Origin of the sequence: Marinobacter sp. NFXS11 (assembly GCF_040148675.1) — a bacterium.
In the GTDB taxonomy this organism is placed as follows: Bacteria; Pseudomonadota; Gammaproteobacteria; order Pseudomonadales; family Oleiphilaceae; genus Marinobacter.
Genome location: NZ_JAGDDV010000001.1, coordinates 706,812 through 726,186 on the forward strand (window position 1 = coordinate 706,812; position 19,375 = coordinate 726,186).

At 50.5% G+C, this 19,375-nt stretch carries 14 protein-coding genes; all 14 read left to right on the forward strand.

From position 1 onward, the window contains the following. Positions 1 to 19: 19 nt before the first annotated feature. The 14 genes from J3362_RS03395 (at position 20) to J3362_RS03460 (ending at position 19,352) form a co-directional block, all read left to right on the forward strand. The gene (locus J3362_RS03395) at positions 20 to 2,587 is read left to right on the forward strand and encodes an SLBB domain-containing protein (RefSeq protein ID WP_502882404.1); all 2,568 of its coding nucleotides are present in this window, start codon (positions 20 to 22) and stop codon (positions 2,585 to 2,587) included. Continuing rightward, the gene (locus tag J3362_RS03400) at positions 2,587 to 3,543 is read left to right on the forward strand and encodes a Wzz/FepE/Etk N-terminal domain-containing protein (protein WP_349518133.1); all 957 of its coding nucleotides are present in this window, start codon (positions 2,587 to 2,589) and stop codon (positions 3,541 to 3,543) included. The genes J3362_RS03395 and J3362_RS03400 overlap by 1 nt, the downstream gene beginning before the upstream one ends. 3 nt (positions 3,544 to 3,546) lie before the next feature. Continuing rightward, positions 3,547 to 4,545 carry a UDP-N-acetylglucosamine 4,6-dehydratase (inverting) gene (pseB, locus tag J3362_RS03405; protein ID WP_349518135.1) on the forward strand — a complete coding sequence of 333 codons (999 nt, stop codon included), beginning with the start codon at positions 3,547 to 3,549 and terminating at the stop codon, positions 4,543 to 4,545. A 2-nt stretch (positions 4,546 to 4,547) separates the two neighbouring features. Further along, positions 4,548 to 5,705 carry a UDP-4-amino-4,6-dideoxy-N-acetyl-beta-L-altrosamine transaminase gene (gene pseC, locus J3362_RS03410; RefSeq protein WP_349518137.1) on the forward strand — a complete coding sequence of 386 codons (1,158 nt, stop codon included), beginning with the start codon at positions 4,548 to 4,550 and terminating at the stop codon, positions 5,703 to 5,705. Next, entirely contained in the window at positions 5,702 to 7,333 is a 1,632-nt protein-coding gene (locus tag J3362_RS03415; protein WP_349518138.1) for an aldo/keto reductase, read from the forward strand. Before pseC ends, J3362_RS03415 begins: the two co-directional genes overlap by 4 nt. Further along, positions 7,326 to 8,126 carry an SDR family NAD(P)-dependent oxidoreductase gene (locus J3362_RS03420; protein ID WP_349518139.1) on the forward strand — a complete coding sequence of 267 codons (801 nt, stop codon included), beginning with the start codon at positions 7,326 to 7,328 and terminating at the stop codon, positions 8,124 to 8,126. The genes J3362_RS03415 and J3362_RS03420 overlap by 8 nt, the downstream gene beginning before the upstream one ends. Beyond that, positions 8,117 to 9,220: a UDP-2,4-diacetamido-2,4,6-trideoxy-beta-L-altropyranose hydrolase gene (gene pseG, locus J3362_RS03425; RefSeq protein ID WP_349518140.1), complete on the forward strand. Its 1,104-nt coding sequence runs from the start codon at positions 8,117 to 8,119 to the stop codon at positions 9,218 to 9,220. Before J3362_RS03420 ends, pseG begins: the two co-directional genes overlap by 10 nt. Continuing rightward, the gene (locus J3362_RS03430; RefSeq protein WP_349518141.1) at positions 9,217 to 9,864 is read left to right on the forward strand and encodes a formyltransferase family protein; all 648 of its coding nucleotides are present in this window, start codon (positions 9,217 to 9,219) and stop codon (positions 9,862 to 9,864) included. Before pseG ends, J3362_RS03430 begins: the two co-directional genes overlap by 4 nt. Next, entirely contained in the window at positions 9,857 to 10,906 is a 1,050-nt protein-coding gene (pseI, locus tag J3362_RS03435; protein ID WP_349518142.1) for a pseudaminic acid synthase, read from the forward strand. Before J3362_RS03430 ends, pseI begins: the two co-directional genes overlap by 8 nt. Before the next feature lie 118 nt (positions 10,907 to 11,024). After that, the gene (locus J3362_RS03440) at positions 11,025 to 12,266 is read left to right on the forward strand and encodes a lipopolysaccharide biosynthesis protein (protein ID WP_349518143.1); all 1,242 of its coding nucleotides are present in this window, start codon (positions 11,025 to 11,027) and stop codon (positions 12,264 to 12,266) included. After that, positions 12,167 to 13,696 (forward strand): capsular polysaccharide export protein, LipB/KpsS family, encoded by a 1,530-nt coding sequence (locus J3362_RS03445; RefSeq protein WP_349518144.1) that lies wholly within the window; start codon positions 12,167 to 12,169, stop codon positions 13,694 to 13,696. Before J3362_RS03440 ends, J3362_RS03445 begins: the two co-directional genes overlap by 100 nt. A gap of 260 nt (positions 13,697 to 13,956) precedes the next feature. Further along, positions 13,957 to 15,168, forward strand: a complete 1,212-nt coding sequence (locus J3362_RS03450) for an O-antigen polymerase (RefSeq protein ID WP_349518145.1) — start codon at positions 13,957 to 13,959, stop codon at positions 15,166 to 15,168. 36 nt (positions 15,169 to 15,204) lie between these two features. Further along, positions 15,205 to 17,196: an asparagine synthase (glutamine-hydrolyzing) gene (gene asnB, locus J3362_RS03455; protein ID WP_349518146.1), complete on the forward strand. Its 1,992-nt coding sequence runs from the start codon at positions 15,205 to 15,207 to the stop codon at positions 17,194 to 17,196. Beyond that, positions 17,193 to 19,352 (forward strand): bi-domain-containing oxidoreductase, encoded by a 2,160-nt coding sequence (locus J3362_RS03460; RefSeq protein ID WP_349518147.1) that lies wholly within the window; start codon positions 17,193 to 17,195, stop codon positions 19,350 to 19,352. Before asnB ends, J3362_RS03460 begins: the two co-directional genes overlap by 4 nt. The last annotated feature ends 23 nt before the right edge of the window (positions 19,353 to 19,375 follow it).

Here is a 19,375-nt window from a genome sequence, read left to right on the forward strand (position 1 = left end):
AAACGTCGGATCTCTAATTGTGAAGCTTAAGAATCTCTTGCTCCCTCTGGCCATGCTGCTCCCCGTGGCAGCGACCGCCCAGTCCATCAGTCAAACCCAGATCGAACAATTCCAGAGTCTGCCCAGAGCCCAGCAGGAAGCCCTGGCTAGCCAGTACGGTATTGATCTGGAAGAGTTCCAATCCTCTGGGCAACGCAATCAGCGCCCTCGGGACGTTCAGGTAGTTGAGCGGGCTGAAAGTATTTCGGACGAAGAGAGGGGGCAGACCCGGGGAGAAAAGGAGGAAGAAGAGAAAGAGCAGCAAGCCGCCGATAAAAACGGTGGTCTGAAGCCCTTCGGCTACGAGCTGTTTCGGGGTAGCCCAACCACCTTCGCCCCGGTGACAGAGATCCCTGTGCCTTCCGAATACACCCTCGGCCCAGGTGACGTATTGCGCATTCAGCTCTGGGGCAAGGAAAACCAGAACCTGGAACTGCCCATCAGCCGCGACGGCACCATCAGTTTTCCTCAGTCCGGCCCCATGAGCGTGGCGGGCTTAAGCTTTGATGAAGCCAGGCAGCAGATCCGGAAGCGGGTATCTGAACAATACATTGGGGTTCAGGTCAGCGTGTCGTTGGGTGAGCTTCGCAGCATGAGGGTCTTCGTGCTTGGTGAAGCGCGTAATCCGGGTTCTTATTCAGTGAGCTCGCTTTCCACTATGACTAACGCTTTGTATGTCTCCGGTGGTATCAAGCAAACTGGCTCGCTGCGAAACGTCCAACACAAGCGGGACGGGAAACTGGTCGGTACACTCGATTTATACGATCTGCTGCTCAAGGGCGACAGTTCAAACGACAGCCGACTGCAACCGGGCGACGTGATTTTCATTCCGTCCGTAGGCAAGCGCGCCGGAATTGAGGGCGAGGTCTACCGCCCCGCGCTTTACGAGCTGAAAAGTGGGCACACTCTGGCGGATCTCGTTGGCATGGCTGGCGGCCTCACCCCCCAAGCCTATCCTCAACGCATCAATATTGAACGAACGAACGAAGACTTCCTGCGGATTATTGCAGAAGCCGATTTCACCTCGCGGAAAGGACAAGACGCCAGAATACAGCCTGGCGACAGGGTTCAGATACCCTCTATATCGGATGTAACTGGACAGTACGTTGAAGTAAAAGGTGCGGCGACCAGAACCGGAAAATTCGCGTGGATGCCTGGAATGCGGGTTACCTCACTGATCAATAATCTAAACAGTGACTTGTTACCGGTGGCGGACAAGCAATATGCCGCCATCGTACGAACCAACCCGTCTGACGACAGCATATCCGTGCTGAACCTTCGCTTACGCATGGCTGTTCGCAACCCCGGTGGGAAACATGACCTCCAGTTGAAGGAAAGAGATCGTTTGTTCTTTTTCTCAGATGCAGGGAAGGTGGACATTCTCGACATGAAAGAGAATGAGACCACTGGGCTCGTAAATGGAGAGAAGGCAGAAAAGGAGCAGGAAGAAGAGGGGCCTGAGACTTTCACCCGCGAAATTCTTTTTGCTCCGGTTATTCAACGGCTCAAAGCGCAGGCAAGTCCTGAGAACCCTCAGCAGACTGTTCAGATAAGTGGCCCGGTTCGCTATCCCGGCGAATACCCGATGCCGGCGACTAAAAATCTGACGGATGCCATTTTCGTGGCTGGCGGTTTAAAAGACTCTGCCTCGTTGTATCAAGCCGAGGTGGCTAGGTACACGGTTGATGAGAACGGCACCGGGCAAACCCGGATTATAAATGTTGATCTCGCGGAAGCGATGGCGGGAAAAGCCAGCCTGAATCTGGAAAGCCGGGACAGGATCCTCGTCAAATCCATACCGGATTTTGCAAAAACCCGTACCGTAGAGCTGAAAGGCGAAGTTCGTTACCCCGGCCAATATACCTTCCGGGATGGCGAAACCTTGAGAGAAGTGCTGGAGAGAGCTGGTGGGTTAACCTCGAACGCTTTCCCTGAGGGCGCGGTATTTTCCCGAGAAAAACTTCGCCAGCTTGAAGCTCAGCGCCTGCGTGAGGCAGAGGAGCGCCTCCAGGGAGACTTGCTCGGCGTTCAATTGGAGGGCGATAACTTTGGTGGCGAGAGCACGAATAGAACGCAGGAAGTGCAGGACTTGCTTGAAGAAGTGCAGGGCAGTGAACCGGTAGGCAGGCTTGTAATAGATCTTGCCAGTGTTTTGAAGGATCCCGATTACCAAGCCATCCGATTGCAGGATGGTGACACCCTTACTGTGCCAACCATACCCCAATCGGTAACGGTATTCGGAGAAGTCCAGTTCCCGACCAGTCACCTGCATCAAGCCGGGCTTACTGTGGATGACTATCTGGAGCGCTCGGGCGGGCCCACGCGTCAAGCCGACGAGAGCAGGGTATATGTTGTAAAAGCGGACGGCTCCGTCATGCTTCCGGAGAAAAGCCGCTGGTTTGGTAGCCGCAGCCAACGTTTGGAGCCGGGTGACACAATTATTATGCCGATCGATGTGGATCGCCTGAATCAACTCGAATTGTGGAGCAACGTGAGTCAGATCGTCTATCAGATAGCGTTGGGCGCAGCAGCAGTAGGTAATTTGTGATGAATCAGGTGCTCCACAAACCAGACCTCCCCAACGAAGAGATGGATCTTCGAGAACTTTTTTCGGCCTTTTGGGAAGGAAAATGGGTGATCCTGATAATTACCGTGAGCTGCATCGTTGGGGGAGCGATCTACGCGCTCAAGCTTCCAAACGAGTACCAGGCCTCAGCGCTTCTGGCCCCGGCGCAGAATGAAGATGGATCGAGAATTTCCGGTCAGCTTAGCGGGCTGGCAAGCCTTGCGGGAGTAACCCTCGGAGGGGGCGACGCCAATAAAACAACCATTGCCAAGGAAGTTATGCTATCCCGGGCATTCCTTGGGGACTTCATTGCTCGTCACGAGATAGCCGTGCCTTTAATGGCGGCCGAGAACTGGAATTCGGGTGCTGGAGAATGGGTCTACGATAGAACGCTATACAGCGCAGAGAGAAACGAATGGCTTCTGGATGAGAATGGAGAGAGTCTTGCGCCATCTACCTGGGACCTGGTGAAAGCGTTTCGTGAGCAACTTACGGTAAGCGAGAACAAAGACAACGGGATGATTACCGTTGCACTTACGAGCCTTTCACCAAACGCAGCCGCGACCTGGCTCAGATGGCTTCTAGAAGACATAAACGAGCATATGCGGGCCCAGGATATCAGTGATGCTGAATCGAGCGTAGCCTACCTTGAAGAGAAGCTTGAAGAGACCAGTATTGCGGGAATGCAGCAGGTCTTTTACCAGCTGATCGAGCAAGAAACCCGAACGATCATGTTAGCCAATGCTCAGCGCGAGTATGTATTCAAAGTGATAGATCCTCCCCTGGCACCCGAGGAAAAGGCGGGCCCAAAGCGAGGTTTAATCATTCTTTTGGCAGGGATGTTGGGGCTGATGTTGGCAACTATAATTATCTTCTTCCGTGTTGTGCTTAAAACAGGCAGGACAACCAGTAATCAACAGGAACTATCTGGCGAATAACTCATGTTGGAAAACTCTACTATTCTCGTAACCGGCGGTACTGGCTCTTTTGGCCATAAATTCATTCCCATGACGCTGGAAAAATACAATCCCAAGAAAATCATTGTGTTTTCCCGGGACGAAATGAAGCAGTGGGAAATGGCCAAGCTGTTTCAAGGCGATGACCGCCTTCGTTTCTTTATAGGCGATGTACGAGACAGGGATCGACTATATCGGGCACTTGATGGCGTTGACTATGTTGTGCACGCAGCTGCCACGAAGATCGTACCTACCGCTGAGTACAATCCTTTTGAATGTGTAAAAACAAACATTCACGGAGCCATGAATTTGATAGATGCCGCGATCGATAAAGGCGTTAAGGGCGTCGTCGCGCTCTCAACCGATAAGGCCAGCAGTCCTATCAATCTCTACGGTGCCACCAAGTTGGCCTCTGACAAGCTTTTTGTGGCCGGCAACTCATATTCGGGTGGCCATGAGACCAAATTTTCTGTGGTCCGGTACGGTAACGTAATGGGGTCTCGCGGCTCGGTCATACCCTTTTTCATGTCGATCAAAGAAAAAGGCGTGTTGCCTATAACCGACCCGCGCATGACACGTTTTATGATCAGTCTGGAGCAAGGCGTAGAGTTGGTCTGGCATGCGTTCGAAGACATGGTGGGTGGGGAGATTTATGTCAAGAAGATCCCGTCAATGAAAGTAACGGACCTCGCGCAAGTGGTTGCCCCGGATGCAAAGCAGGAAGTGGTTGGAATTCGCCCGGGTGAAAAACTGCATGAACAGATGATTGGCGCAGAAGACTCCTATTTCACCTACGAATATCCAGAGCACTTCAAAATTTTGCCCAACATTAACGATTGGGGAACATGCGAAAGCCGAATCAAGGACGGTAAGAAAGTGCCCGAGGGCTTTGTCTATTCAAGTGACAATAATTCCGAATGGATGACTGAAAAAGAACTTCAGGCGTGGATTGATCGTCACAACAACGAAATTGGAAAGATCTGAGAATGATTCCCTACGGCAAGCAAGAAATCTCTCAGGCCGACATTGACTCTGTGCTTGAAGTGCTCCAGTCGGACTTTCTGACTCAAGGGCCGAAGGTGCCTGAGTTTGAATCAAAGGTAGCTGAACATGTCGGTGCCAAGCATGCGTTGGCCGTGAACAGTGCAACCTCGTCCTTACACATTGCTTGTCTGAGTCTGGGGTTGGGGCCGGGTGACTGGCTGTGGACATCGCCCATCACGTTTGTGGCATCTGCCAATTGCGGTCTTTATTGTGGAGCAAAGGTCGATTTCATTGATATTGACCCGAAAACCTACAATCTTTGTCCCGAGGCACTGGCTCGCAAACTTGAGAAGGCCGACGAAGAAGGCCGACTTCCGAAGGTCGTCGTTGCCGTTCACCTTTGTGGTCAACCCTGTGCGATGTCTGAGATTCATCAGCTCAGTAAACGTTATGGATTCAGGATTATTGAAGATGCGTCGCACGCAATCGGAGGCAAATACAAGGGTGAATTTATCGGGGCCAACCGTTACAGCGACATCACGGTTTTCAGTTTCCATCCGGTAAAGATCATTACCACCGCCGAAGGTGGCATGGCGCTTACCAATGATGATGAGCTGGCAAGCCGTATGAATCTTCTCCGCAGTCACGGAATTACCCGAGATTCCGGCCTGATGACTCAGGAACCTGACGGTCCTTGGTATTACCAGCAAATCGAGTTGGGATTCAATTACCGTATGACCGAGCTACAGGCGGCACTGGGTGTCAGCCAGATGGATCGGCTTGACGATTTCGTGGCTCGCAGGCACGAGCTCGCTAGACGCTACGACGATATGTTGGCGGATTTTCCAGTAATCACACCCTGGCAGCACCCTGACAGTTACTCCGGTTTGCATTTGTATGTGATCCGATTGAAGCTGGACGAGACCCGTGCGTCTCACCGCGAAGTATTCGAATCGCTTCGTGAGCGCGGCATAGGAGTCAACCTGCACTATATTCCAGTCCATACCCAACCTTATTATAAGGATATGGGCTTCGAGGCTGATGATTTTCCACAAGCCATGTCCTATTACCGGGAAGCGATCAGTCTGCCGATGTTTCAAGGAATGGCCTATGAGCAGCAAGACCAAGTCATTGAAGCACTGAAGCTGTCGCTGGTATGAAAGTCAGGTTGTGTTTGCAGGCGCGAACAAACTCATCGCGTCTCCCAGCAAAAATCCTGCTACCGGTAGGCGGGATCCCTCTTGTCGTTCTGGCAGCGCTGCGTGCCGGTAATACTGGCCACCCGGTTACGGTTTTGACCTCTCGTGAGGCTTCGGACGATTTATTATGTGACGTGCTGTCCAGATGGAATATTTCCTACTACAGAGGTGATTTGACGAATACCCTCAAACGTTTTGTCGATTCCACAGAAGAGCTCGATGATGAGCATGTGGTTGTTCGTCTGACTGGTGACAATGTGTTCCCGGACGGCGAATTCATTGATGAGATGCTTGTAGATTTTCAGTCCAGAAACCTACCGTATCTTGGCTGTGGTGGTGAAAAATCCGGGCTTCCTTATGGCGTAAGCGCGGAGATTACCAGGGTTGGCTATCTCAGGGAGGCCAATGAAGAGTCCGAGTCTCCATTCGACCGGGAACATGTTACGCCCTGGATTATTGAAAAATATGGCCGCTCCACCTTTGAGAAGTATCGCACGCTTGGCATGTCTCACTATCGGTGTACCGTTGACACCCTGGACGACTATCTGAGGGTTGCTCAATTATTTGGGAGTCTGGCTGTGCCGGAAGAAACACCTCTTGGGACTCTTCTGGATAAGCTGAAGAGTGAGTCTGGTGACATTGTGACGCACAGAGCCGCCAGCAGGCTTGTTCTGGGCACCGCACAGTTCGGTTTGAACTACGGTATTGCCAACAAGACCGGCCGGCCCCATCAGGATGTGGTAACAGATCTGGTGCAAACCGCTATCCGAAATGGTGTCCAGTTTCTTGATACTGCCCGAGCCTATGGGGAGAGTGAGAAAGTACTGAAAAGTGCGCTTGAGGGAGGTTGGTGCTCCAGAGCAACCGTAATGACCAAGCTGTCACCAATGGATGATTGCCCCGATGACGCCTCGCCCGAGGTAGTGGCGGCATTCGTGGAACGAAGCGTATTCGAATCCTGTACATCGCTGGGTGTGTCCAGGCTTGATGTGTTGATGCTTCACCGAGCGTCACACCTGAGCGCCTGGAACGGCGGCGTCTGGGCTACTCTGGATCAGCTCAAGAATAAAGGTCTCATAGAGAAACTGGGTGTTTCGGTGCAGTCCCCTGAAGAGGCCATGAACGCCCTCGAGTATGATGCAGTTTCGGTTCTTCAGATGCCTTTCAACATACTCGATTTCCGCTGGGAATCAGTGATCGCCCGGATCGCTGAAGTGCGCAGGCAACGCAGCCTGACTGTGCATGTGCGCAGCGCACTTTTGCAGGGTTTGTTAACGACAGCCCAGTCTGGCTTGTGGAAGCGGGCCCGGTGTGAGAGCCCGAGTAACGCGATCGCCTGGCTTCAGCAGCGGGCCAGTGAGCACTGCGATGGCGATGTGGTGGAGTTATGCCTGCGCTTTGCCATCTCGCAAGAGTGGGTCGATGGAGTTGTGCTTGGTCTGGACACGAAGAACCAGCTGCTTCAAAACCTGAAGATTATTGAAAAAGACATGTGGCCGGCCGATCGTTTAAGAGAAATCGTAGACAACCGTCCCTCTGTCCCAGCAGAAACGCTTGATCCTGCTAAATGGGAAAAAACCAATGCCTGATATGCAGCGCAAGCTATCCCTCGAAGGTAAGAACGTTCTAGTAACCGGTGCAACTGGCTACCTGGGGCGAGCAATGGTTCTTGGATTGTCAGAATTGGGAGCTCGAACCTTCGTCAACGGTCGGGATCGCTCAAGCGTTTCGGGACTTGTTGAAGAGTTGCAAGCTGCAAATTTGGTCGCAGAGCCGGCGGTGTTTGATATCAATAATGAGGCGGCTGTTCAGGCATGGTTTCAAGAAATCGGTGATATGCCATTGCATGGCCTCGTTAACAACGCATACGCAGGAGGAGCTGGCTCCATAGAAACATCTTCTGATACGGAGTTTCGAAACAGCTACGAGATTGCGCTGGTCTCTGCGAACAGGTTGCTTCGAGAAGCGTTGCCCAGCCTGCGATCTGCGGTAAGTGAAACGGGCGCGGCCTCAGTTGTGAACATTGGGTCAATGTACGGAATGGTCAGCCCGGACCACCGGATATACCCCGGCAAACACGCGGTTAATCCCCCATTTTACGGTGCTGCGAAAGCTGCACTCATTCAGTGGACACGTTATGCCGCTTGTGAGTTCGGCGCTGAGGGGATCAGGGTAAATGCAGTATCCCCTGGGCCCTTTCCTTCTTCTTCTGTACAGGCCTCCAATCCCGGGTTTGTGGAAACCCTGGCAAGCAAGGTTCCCATGGGAAGAATTGGGCAGGCCGACGAGCTCCAGGGGCCCTTATCCTTTCTGATTTCTGATGCTTCGAGCTTTGTGAATGGAGCCAATCTGGTTGTTGATGGAGGATGGACGTGCTGGTAGCGTTTCGCGCCGACGCGTCAGTCCAGATTGGTACCGGGCACGTGATGCGCTGCCTGACCCTCGCTGACGAGCTTGCCAGATTGGGACATCATTGTCTGTTTGTCTGTCGCGATCACGAAGGACATCTGGGGGATCTGATCCAGAGAAGGGGGTTCGAGTTATGCATGCTCTCAGATGGCGCTGGTCTACGGAGCGAATCGGGCGGCTCAGCCAGTAGCCCATATTCTGACTGGTTGGGAGTTACCTGGGAAAAAGATAGCAAAGAGACGCAGGAGCTACTCTCAGGAAGATGTGCAACCTGGGTAGTCGTAGATCACTATGCGCTAGATGCTCGTTGGGAGCGCGAAATAGCCAAGCATTCTGGGCAGATTATGGTGGTTGACGATCTGGCAGATCGCGAGCACGACTGCGCCGTACTGCTTGACCAGAATCTTGGCCGTGCTCATACCGATTATGATGGTTGGGTATCCCCACCCACCCTGCGTTTAATCGGACCGCACTATGCATTGCTTCGCCCGGAGTTCCGTGAGTTTCGGGAGAAATTTCTGAAACGACGGCAAGCAATGCAGTGCCGCCGAATCCTCATTTCTCTGGGTGGGGTGGATCGAACTAATGTTACCGGCCGGGTGTTGTCCGCGCTTGAAATCTCTTCGTTAGCGTCCTCTACAAAGCTTGATGTTGTTATGGGATCTTCCGCTCCCGCATTAGAGGATATCAGGACGCAAGCGGCGAATTCGCGATTCGACGCAACAGTAAATGTGAACGTCACCAATATGGCAGAGAGCATGGGCTTGGCCGATCTGTCAATTGGAGCCGCGGGGAGTACATCCTGGGAGCGATGTTGCCTGGGGCTTCCCTCAATCATGGTCATTCTGGCAGAGAACCAGAGATTGATTGGGGAGGCTCTGGCAAACGCGAATTGCGCTTTGCTTATTGATGAGTCTGAGATTCCGGAGGCTTTGCCCCCAATGCTGAACAAGCTTTTGGAAACAGAGGGTGCACTCGAACGTTTTGCCTCGAATGCCGCGAGCGTGTGTGATGGCAACGGTGCCAGCCGAGTAGCTGCGATCATGACAGGGAGGGATCTCCATTGAAAATCACAATCTTGTGCACCGATGCTGATCATCCAGTAAACGACAGGTTGCGACAATGGATCTCAACAGTCGAGCATCGCTACACTGTCGAGCTTGTTCGCTCCAGGGCCGAGTTGAGTGGTGGAGATTTCCTTTTTTTGGTGTCGTGTTCCGAGATAATAAAGAGAGAACATCGCGAAAAATACCGACATACTTTGGTGTTGCACGCGAGTGACCTGCCCAGGGGCAGGGGATGGAGCCCCCATGTGTGGGAAATCATCAATGGCGCCGATTTGATCACCCTCAGCCTTCTTGAAGCGGAAGACCAGGTTGATACCGGGCGCATATGGTTAAAGGGGGACATCCCGATTGAAAAGACAGCACTGTGGTACGAGGTGAACCAACGTCTGTTTGCGGCTGAAGTGGAGATGATCGCAGAAGCCGTTGAAAACCATGAGCGAATTACGCCTTATGTTCAGCGACATGACGTGGAGCCCAGCTATTATCCCAAGCGAACACCGACGGATAGCAAACTCAACCCCAGCCAGAGTATCGAAGATCAGTTCGATCTGATGCGAATGTGTGATCCGGACAGGTACCCTGCCTGGTTCGAAATTGATGGGCAGAAATACAAGCTTATTCTGGAGAAAGTGGACAATGACTGAGATATCGATTGCCGGTCGACCGATCGGAAATAGACACGCTCCCTATGTGATTGCGGAAATGTCGGCGAACCACAACGGCAACATTGACACTGCGTTTCGCATTATAGAAGAGGCCAAAAAGGCTGGGGCAGATGCCCTTAAAATTCAGACATACAGGCCGGACACTATAACGCTGAACTCTGACCTGCCAGACTTTCAGATCAAGGGAGGGCTATGGGACGGCAAGACGCTCTATGAGCTCTATGAATGGGCCCATACTCCCTGGGAATGGCACAAGCCTCTCTTTGAGCACGCCAGAAAAGTGGGGATTCCCATTTTCAGCTCTCCGTTCGATACCACTGCGGTGGATCTGTTAGAAGATCTGAATGCGCCGGCCTATAAAATTGCGTCGTTTGAGGCCGTAGACCTGCCCCTCATCCGATATGTCGCAAAGACGGGAAAACCCATGATTATCTCCACTGGCATGGCGGACGCCGAGGAAATCCAGGAAGCGATTGATGCCGCAAGAAGCGGTGGATGCACGCAGTTGGCAATTCTACACTGCGTCAGTGGTTATCCGGCGCCGGCTGAAGACTACAACCTGCGAACCATCGGCGACATGATTGAACGATTCGGCCTGGTAACAGGACTTTCGGACCACACCCTCGACAACACCACGGCGATCGCAAGCGTCGTACTCGGTGCATCCATCATTGAGAAGCACTTCACCCTGGACCGCAATGGCGGAGGGCCGGATGACAGCTTTTCTCTGGAACCAGAGTCATTGGCAGCTCTCTGCCGTGACAGCAAGACTGCTTGGAAAGCTCTTGGCAACGTTGATTATGGGCGAAAATCCAGCGAACAAGGCAGCGTCCAGTTCAGAAGGTCGTTGTATTTCGTGAAAAGCCTCAAAGCCGGCTCCGTTATCGACAGTGATTGTATCCGTAGCGTAAGGCCCGGCTACGGCCTTGCGCCAAAGTATCTCGATCAAGTGATTGGTAAGAAGGTGCGCGTTGATGTTCAGGAAAACACACCTGTTAAGGAAGGCGATATTGCCAAGTGATTGGTCGGCACAATTTGGTGGGTAAAAAAGGGTTTGATCTGCACGAAAGCGAATATGCGGTGAGAAATCGTATGGGTTGCTCAACCTTTATTCGCCCAAAGCTAAATAAAGTCCGGTAATGACAATCATCCAAGTCCTGAGTAGCTACTCATTCCACCGTGCGATTGTCGCTGCCCTTAGCTTCGGCGCGTCTGTAATTGGGGCCCGACTGCTTTCACCTGATCAGTTCTCTACTCTAGTAACTGCTGCATTCGTGGCGAAGTTCCTTCAAATAACGAATTTCGGAGCCGTTTCCGGATACTTTGTAAGTCGCTATTCCGGAACTGAGTCATCAAGTACGCTCTCTGTAGCGGAAGAGCCTCGTTTCACTTTAATTTTCTTGGCGCAACTGACGGCGGTTGGTCTAGTGGTGCTGGGAGTCGCAACGATATTGGTGCCCACATATTTTCTTGGTGCTATAGCGTTTCTCTTCTTGGTCCCGCTATTCGTAATTGAGCCTAGTTTACGCTATCGACGATTCTTTTCATTTTCCTTGTTGCCTGAACTGATCTTGTCGATAGCACTGCTAGCAGTGGCGTTAACCAAAGCCGCAGGCTTGTTTCCTGATTCTAATTCGGGCCTTTATCTTTGGATCGTTGCTTCTCTGTGTAGTGTTGTTATTGCGTTGATTCTGTTCAAGCGAACTACAAGAAGGTTCCTGGCTGAAAAGCCATCGTTAAGTCTGAGAAAATACGGGAAAATCATTGCTCTCGGTGGGCCGGTTTACCTTGGTTCTGCGTTATTTATTCTTGCTTCATCGGCTGATCGCCTTCTTTTTCCCCTCTACGGCACGGATGAGCAAATAGGTGTCTATTTTCTAGCCTACCAGCTATGTATGGGGGCGATGATTTTTTTAACAGCGATTAATTTCGTGAATACGGTCAATCTCGGTGAAGCGAGAAACAGCGCCGAAGCATTTCAAGGTAAATTAGTAAGCAAAAAAATGCGTTTGGCTTTTTTCGTCGCTGTCGGGAGCTACTCTGCGCTCAGTATAGGTGGAGTTATCTTAGAAGCCTATTTCCTGCCTGACAGCTTTCAGGACCTCAGCAAAGTCGTGTTCATGCTGGGTCTCGGGTTGTCGGTGTTCTTTGTCTCCAGTGCGGTGACCCCGATAGTGGCCTATTTTCGGCGCCAAATGCCTCTTACCATCGGAATGGCCATCGTTGCACTAGTCTTAGTTGCCAATAATGGTTTTGTCTATTGGAAAGGTTTGGGGCCGGTTTGGCTGGCTACTGGAACCGCATTGGCGTTGGCTCTCTATGGAATATTTGCTGTCTGGCACACCTTCAAGGTCATAGAAGAGCAGCCAACAACAGACTAGTCGAGCTCTCGAAATTCTCTCACCATGAAAAGGGCTTAGGCGCTTTGCAGCCGCTCAATCCCAAGCATCACATTTGCGAGAAAAATTTAATGCGAAATGAAGTGCCAGTTCTTTTGTACGTTCGACCATGGAATCTTGAGCAAATGGAACACCTCGCTCGCGGAGTGTGGGGCCAATCCGCTCATCTAACATTGACGAGTGAGCATAAGAGCGTGGACACCTCTGGCCTCGTTGCTGTTTTTGAATCTGAATATAAACACTATGACGGTGAAGACCTGCAATACCTGAGCGAAACCGAAAGCGCGGATATTATTCTTCGCTGCAGGCTTCTGCGCAGTTTACCGAGCTCCCAAACCATGCGCTTACTGAGATCGATGGAGTCCGCAGTTGACAGGGTGTTGTCTGAAAACAAGCCCGCGGCGATGTTGTCAGTAACGGTAGATAGTTACGTTATTGATGTTTTTGCTCATCTTTGTGAACAGCGAGGGATCCCGTTCATCGGTTTGGTTCCAAGTTTTCTAAAGAATCATTTTCGGATATCTACCAGAGGCGAACGTGTTGTCAGCCGCAAGGTTTCCACCGAAGATATTGACAGGGCGAGGGAAAACCTCATCGTAGACGACTATCGCCCTGACTTTCTGGTTCAGTCCGAGCGGGAAATGCGGAGTCAGATGCGCCGTTTGTGGTTTAGGAACCTTCCCAAGCCATTGTGGTTTTATCTCCGGAGGGTAGTAACCGGAGAACATCTGAATTATCACTTTTGGTCTTCGCAAAAAACCTCGTCGCAGTATTGGTCGCCCTGGCCCCGTAGTTTTAGAGGTGTAAGCGGTTCTGAGTTAGCGCAACTTGCAGAAAACCCGGATTTGCCCCTAATTTACGTGCCCCTTCAGATGTCACCTGAGGCAACGATCGACTATTGGAGCAGTGACACCCGTTGGATCGACTACGAGGTGTTCCTACTCGACCTCATAAGAAGATACAGAGGGCGATGGCGGTTTATAGTAAAAGAGCACCCCAATCTATTGGGCTTTCGCTCTCCCGACTTCTACAAGCGTCTCCGGGCAGAGCCAAACTGTACCCTTGTCGCGCCGAAAATTCCCTCGAACGATCTGGTAACTCTTTGCGATGGTCTTCTGGTGTGCACAGGGACAGCAGGTTTTGAGGCATTGCTGCGGGGGAAACCTGTTATCAGTGAAAGTGCACCTTACTACGCTCCACATAGAGCATTTCTCCCTTTTGAGGCGCTGAACGGTAAGTTGCCTCAGCAGGATATCAATGCAAAGGCTCAAAATAGGCTCCTTGAGTACAGCTTGGAAGGAATGTTGCCAGGTCGTTTTGTCAACAATGGCACATGGGATAGAAACAACGCCCAGCATCGTGCTTGGAGCGATGAAATGGCTGAGTCGCTAAAACGATATCTCGCTAATTAGTCGCATGAGGCCTGAGGGTTTTATGGTTTTTTGCTAACCCATAAACTACGTATGTGAGATGCATGAGACCTGTTCAGTCTTTGATTTCTATTCTAGCGGGAAGCGGAAAGGAAATATAATGCCAATGAATGTTGTGTTTGGCGTTTTCTGTGCCGTTTCAAACAACTTTGGTTTGGCTGATGTTTAGAAAGTCTTACTTTCCCGTATTGCTCCTTTTAATATCTTGGGCCGGTGTTTTCTTGTCGAGGAATACGCCGCTCTTGTATTTTGATTCTTTGCGCATTGAAGCATACGTTTATATATTGTCTTTTATTTTAGTGGCCTCCTTTTCACTTTTATTGGGAGCCACCTCAGGAGCCTACCCTGTCTCATCGTCCAGGAATTACAAAGCATCCAGCATAAATTATTTTGCAATCATATTGTTTTTGTTGGCGTTTGTTTCTACGATTTTTAATTTTATTAAGTACTATAACTTGCTTTCTGAGAGTGGCTTTAGTCTGTCCTCTATTACGGATTTGAGGCTGTTGAGGGCCAGGGATGGCGATACTGAAATTGGGACCGGCCCGATTGGCATTGTCGCGACTATGTTGTCAGGATTTTCTATTGTAGCGGCATGCTATAAAAAGTATTTTTTTTACCAGCTTACCAGAGCAAACTGTAGGCTCCTATCAACAGCCTTCATTCTCGGAGTGATGAGCTCTTTCCTCTCTGGAGGACGTTTCTTTGTGGTTATTGCTCTAGCTGTGATTTTTTTCTTTAATAAGGTTTATGATAGGAATAAGTTTGAAGCAAAAGCTAGGAGCAAGTTTTCAGGTTATATTTTGTTTGGGGTGGCGCTAGCGTTCGTAATTTCAGTTTTTCTTATGAGAGAAGGTGATATATCCGAATTAGATAAAAGTGTTCTTCTGGGCGCTCTCGGCAGTAAACTTGAAGGCGCATTTGTTCCTGAGTACTTTAAGTATTCTGACAGCTTATCCGGGTTCCTTGTATATCCTTACTTTATATTCGCAATGCTGATCTATTACATTGGTCACTCTGTATTCCAGCTGGATGTTCTCATCGCTGAACCCCTGCACGTCGATGCGCCATATCTTTTAACATATCAGTTCTATCCATTTTTTGCCTTTTTGAATATTTTCGGTGTCAACTCTATATCGATATCAGAAATACTATCTCAAATTCCAAATCCGGGCACCTATTTTACTGCGATTGGGGCTTTTTATTTGGATTTCGGGATTTTAGGTAGTATTGTTTTCGCTGCTCTTCTGTTTTTTTTAGGTGGTTTTTTTTGGGGTTTAAGTTTAAAAATATCTAGATTTACATTAACTCTTTTTGTTTCTATCTTTCTCGTTTTTATAGTCTTTTCTCCGATTGTTAGTCTTCTTGGAATATCAGTTTTTCCATCGCTAATAGTTTCGCTATTTTTTGTTCTTGTTTTTGGGCCGAAGTCCTATAGAGTTGTACGATCTTAAGCGAGTGTTTATGTATTTTTTGTAGATTAAAATTAAATGTTCGGGTTTTTCGATCTTTTAAGGAGTGACTTCGGACATTTCTCTTTTAGCCTGACGAAGAAAGGTTTATTAGGTTTTTGTATGTGTGGAATCGTTGGATATTCGGGTGAGTTTAACTGTGATCAATTACACGGTGCGGTCAAAGAAATAGCCCATCGCGGCCCTGATGATTCGGGGGTGGACTCCGGGCCTGGCTGGGGGTTAGGTCATACTCGATTGAGCATTCTCGATACTTCCACATTGGGGCATCAGCCCATGGTGGATAAGGAAAACGGCAATGTTATCGCTTTTAATGGTGAGATCTACAATTTCCCAGAACTCCGAGAGGAGCTTGAAGCTAAAGGCGTGGTCTTTCGAAGCCGTTCTGATACTGAGGTGTTACTCAAACTCTACGCTTTCGAGGGCGAGGGTGTCTTAGACCGACTAAATGGCATATTTGCTTTCGCCTTATGGGACGCGAACGAGCGAAAAGTTCTGGTTGCCAGGGATGCTTTGGGTGTTAAGCCTCTTTATTACAGTGAGATGGAAGCTGGTGTCACTTTTTCCAGTGAAGTGAAGGCACTTTTGGAGTTCCTGCCGACAGCTGATCTGGATGTGAACTCTCTAGAACGTTACTTAACCTTCTTATGGTCGCCAGGTTCTGGCACGCCTTTCAAAAGTGTTAAGAAGCTTGGGCCAGGGGAGGCAATGATTGTTTCGGAGGGCAATGTTGAGCGCCATTGGCAGTGGTACACATTGCCCGCTTTTCGGGTGCCGACCCAGCGTGGGATGTCCGAGGACGATGCTATCGAGGGCACCCGCAATCATCTCCGAGATGCGGTTCGACGGCAGATGGTGGCTGATGTTCCCGTCGGCGCTTTTCTCTCAGGGGGGCTGGATTCAAGCGCGATAGTTGCTTTCGCGAAAGAAGAAAATCCAGATATAGAATGCTTTACCATTGAACCAATGGGGGGAGATGAGGCGGGAAATACACCTGACTTGCCCTATGCGCGAAGAGTTGCGGATCATCTGGGTGTTAATCTGAACGTTGTTTCGATTGACTCCACTACCATGGCTCAAAGCCTTGAGCGAATGGTGGAGCAATTAGATGAGCCTTTGGCGGACCCCGCCCCTTTAAACGTTCTTTTCATAAGTCAGTTGGCAAGGGATCAAGGGATTAAGGTCTTGCTTTCTGGCGCCGGTGGCGACGACATCTTCACAGGCTATCGTCGGCATTGGGCGTTGCAAATGGAGCGTTACTGGCGTTGGTTGCCCCAAACCGTCAGGGAAGGCCTCAAGAACGTGACATCTTCGCTAAATGGCCATAACCCCACACTACGCCGCCTGGCAAAGATGTTCAACGGCGCTGATCTAGAGGGCGATGAGCGTTTGGTGAACTACTTCTACTGGGCAGCTCCGGCTCAGATAAGGTCTCTGTTTTCTGAGAAAGTTCAGTCGGTTCTACTTGGAGATGCCGTCGCAGAGCCCATGTTGGATTTTTTGTCGGAACTCGACCAGAGCAGGGAACCTCTGGAGCGTCTATTGGCATTGGAGCAGAGGTTTTTTCTTACAGATCACAACTTGACCTATACCGATAAAATGTCGATGGCGGCAGGTGTTGAGGTCCGAGTTCCATTCCTCGATTTGCCTCTGTTGGATTTCGCGCAACAAATACCGCTGCATATGAAACAGCGGGGGCGTGAAGGCAAATGGGTGCTGAAGAAGGCCATGGAACCTTTTCTACCGCATGACGTCATCTATCGCCCTAAAACGGGGTTTGGCGCTCCGCTTCGTAACTGGATGCGTTTCGAGCTACGGGAGCTGCTCGGGGATTTATTATCTGAGGAGAGCTTAAAAGCTCGTGGGCTGTTTCAACCGGAGGCTGTCCAGCAACTAATAGCAGATAATGATTCTGGTAGATCTGATAACAGCTACATACTGTTATCGCTACTTTGTATCGAGATTTGGTGTCGTAAATTTCAGGACAATCAGCAAGGAATAGTGGTTTGAAACAGATTTTACAAAGCCTGAAAACTGGCGAAACAACTGTGGCCGATGTGCCTGCTCCTTTGTTGAAAAGCGGTCATATTCTTGTCAACACCTCTTACACGCTGGTGTCAGCAGGAACAGAGAGAATGCTCGTGGACTTTGGCAAGGCCAACTGGCTCGCCAAGGCACGCCAGCAACCGGATAAGGTTCGCATGGTACTTGACAAGGTTCGTACAGATGGCCTGGCGACAACTATTGACGCAGTGCAGAGCAAGCTTGATCAGCCCCTTGCGCTGGGGTACTGCAATGTCGGTACGGTGGCGGAGGTAGGCGCTGGCGTGGATGGGATTTCGGCGGGGGATCGCGTTGTAAGCAACGGCGGGCATGCGCAGGTGGTATGCGTACCAAAGAATCTGAGTGCAAGAATTCCTGATAACGTTACCGATGAACAAGCCAGTTTTACAGTACTCGCTGCGATAGGTCTGCAGGGCATTCGCCTGGTAAACCCGACACTTGGCGAGTGCGTTGTTGTGACCGGCCTGGGCTTGATCGGATTGGTTACCGTACAGATGCTCAGGGCCCAGGGGTGTCGTGTTTTGGGCATTGATTTTGATGATGCTCGGCTGGAATTGGCCAGGAAGTTCGGCGCTGAGGTGGTAAATCCAGGCAAGGGAGAAGATGTTCTGGCTGTCGCTTCAAGCTTTTCTCGGGGCCGAGGAGTGGATGCAGTGATCATCACTGCTTCCACACAGAGCAATGAGCCGGTCAGTCAGGCGGCAACCATGTGCCGCAAGCGAGGCCGGATAGTTCTGGTTGGTGTTACTGGCCTTGAGTTGTCTCGGTCCGATTTTTATGAGAAAGAGTTGAGTTTTCAGGTCAGTTGCTCTTACGGTCCCGGTCGATATGATCCTGCGTATGAGTACAACGGGGTCGATTATCCTGTTGGTTTTGTTCGATGGACTGAGCAGCGTAATTTTGAGGCAGTACTGGATCTGATGGCTTCGGGCGTTCTGGACATAGATTCGTTGATCAGTCACCGGTTTGCGCTGGAACAGGCCGAAGAAGCCTACAATCTGTTGTCCTCGGGCGAAGCTTCTTTGGGTATCCTGCTGGAATATCCATTTCAGCAGGGCGCTGGCTCGAGATCGATATCGCTAAAAGAGGATCATGAGTCTGTAATCACCGGGCGTGAGCCAACAGATGGTTCCGTTGGGAAAGCGGCGGTGGTCGGTTTCCTTGGGGCAGGTAACTATGCGGGCCGTGTACTCATTCCGGCATTCAAGTCGGCGGGTGCCGAAATGCATACTGTTGTCAGTGGCGGCGGTGTAAGTTCCGTTCACTATGGAAAGAAATACAAGTTCGAGAAGGCTTCCACCGATAGCAATGCATTGATGGAAGACACGTCTGTAAATACCTTGGTAATTGCAACACGTCACGATAGTCACGCTCGCCAGGTACTGGATGGGCTGAGAGCAGGTAAACACATCTTTTGTGAGAAGCCGCTCTGTCTGACTGGAGATGAGCTGAAAGAGATCGAATCGGAAGCGGGTGACCGTTTGGACCAACTATTGATGATTGGTTTTAACCGCCGGTTTGCGCCTCACGTGATTACGGCGAAGTCACTTCTGGAAAAGGTAGTTGAACCTAAGAATCTGGTAATGACCGTTAACGCCGGTTCCATTCCCGCAGATCATTGGACTCAGGATTCCAAAGTCGGTGGCGGCCGGATTGTTGGCGAGGCATGCCATTTTATCGATCTTATGAGGCATTTGGTGGGAGCGCCCATTAAAGGGTTCCACGCTGTTTCTGTTGGGCGTCACCCTTCCGTCGAAATAACCGAGGATAAGTCGACGATTGTCCTGACGTTTGCCGATGGTTCCGTCGGTACAATTCATTATCTTGCCAACGGTCACAAGGGCTTTCCAAAGGAGCGGTTGGAAATATTCTGTGCCGGGCGTGTCCTTCAGTTAGATAATTTTAGAAAGCTCAAGGTCTATGGGTGGCCAGGAGTAAAGGATCACCGCCTATGGCGGCAGGATAAGGGCCAAGCCGCATGTGCCAGAGAGTTTATTAAAGCGGTTTCTGCGGGAGGTCCATCACCAATTCCTCTCCATGAGGTGATTGAGGTTTCGAGAGTGACACTGGAAGTCGCAGAACAATTACGTTCACCGCGATAACCGGCTTTCTGGATCCAATCTGA

Coding starts and splice junctions, on each gene's coding strand:
- J3362_RS03420 (WP_349518139.1), top strand. CDS start 7,326: ATGCCTGATATGCAGCGCAAGCTATCCCTCGAAGGTAAGAACGTTCTA.
- J3362_RS03400 (WP_349518133.1), top strand. CDS start 2,587: ATGAATCAGGTGCTCCACAAACCAGACCTCCCCAACGAAGAGATGGAT.
- J3362_RS03415 (WP_349518138.1), top strand. CDS start 5,702: ATGAAAGTCAGGTTGTGTTTGCAGGCGCGAACAAACTCATCGCGTCTC.
- J3362_RS03440 (WP_349518143.1), top strand. CDS start 11,025: ATGACAATCATCCAAGTCCTGAGTAGCTACTCATTCCACCGTGCGATT.
- pseI (WP_349518142.1), top strand. CDS start 9,857: ATGACTGAGATATCGATTGCCGGTCGACCGATCGGAAATAGACACGCT.
- pseC (WP_349518137.1), top strand. CDS start 4,548: ATGATTCCCTACGGCAAGCAAGAAATCTCTCAGGCCGACATTGACTCT.
- asnB (WP_349518146.1), top strand. CDS start 15,205: ATGTTCGGGTTTTTCGATCTTTTAAGGAGTGACTTCGGACATTTCTCT.
- pseB (WP_349518135.1), top strand. CDS start 3,547: ATGTTGGAAAACTCTACTATTCTCGTAACCGGCGGTACTGGCTCTTTT.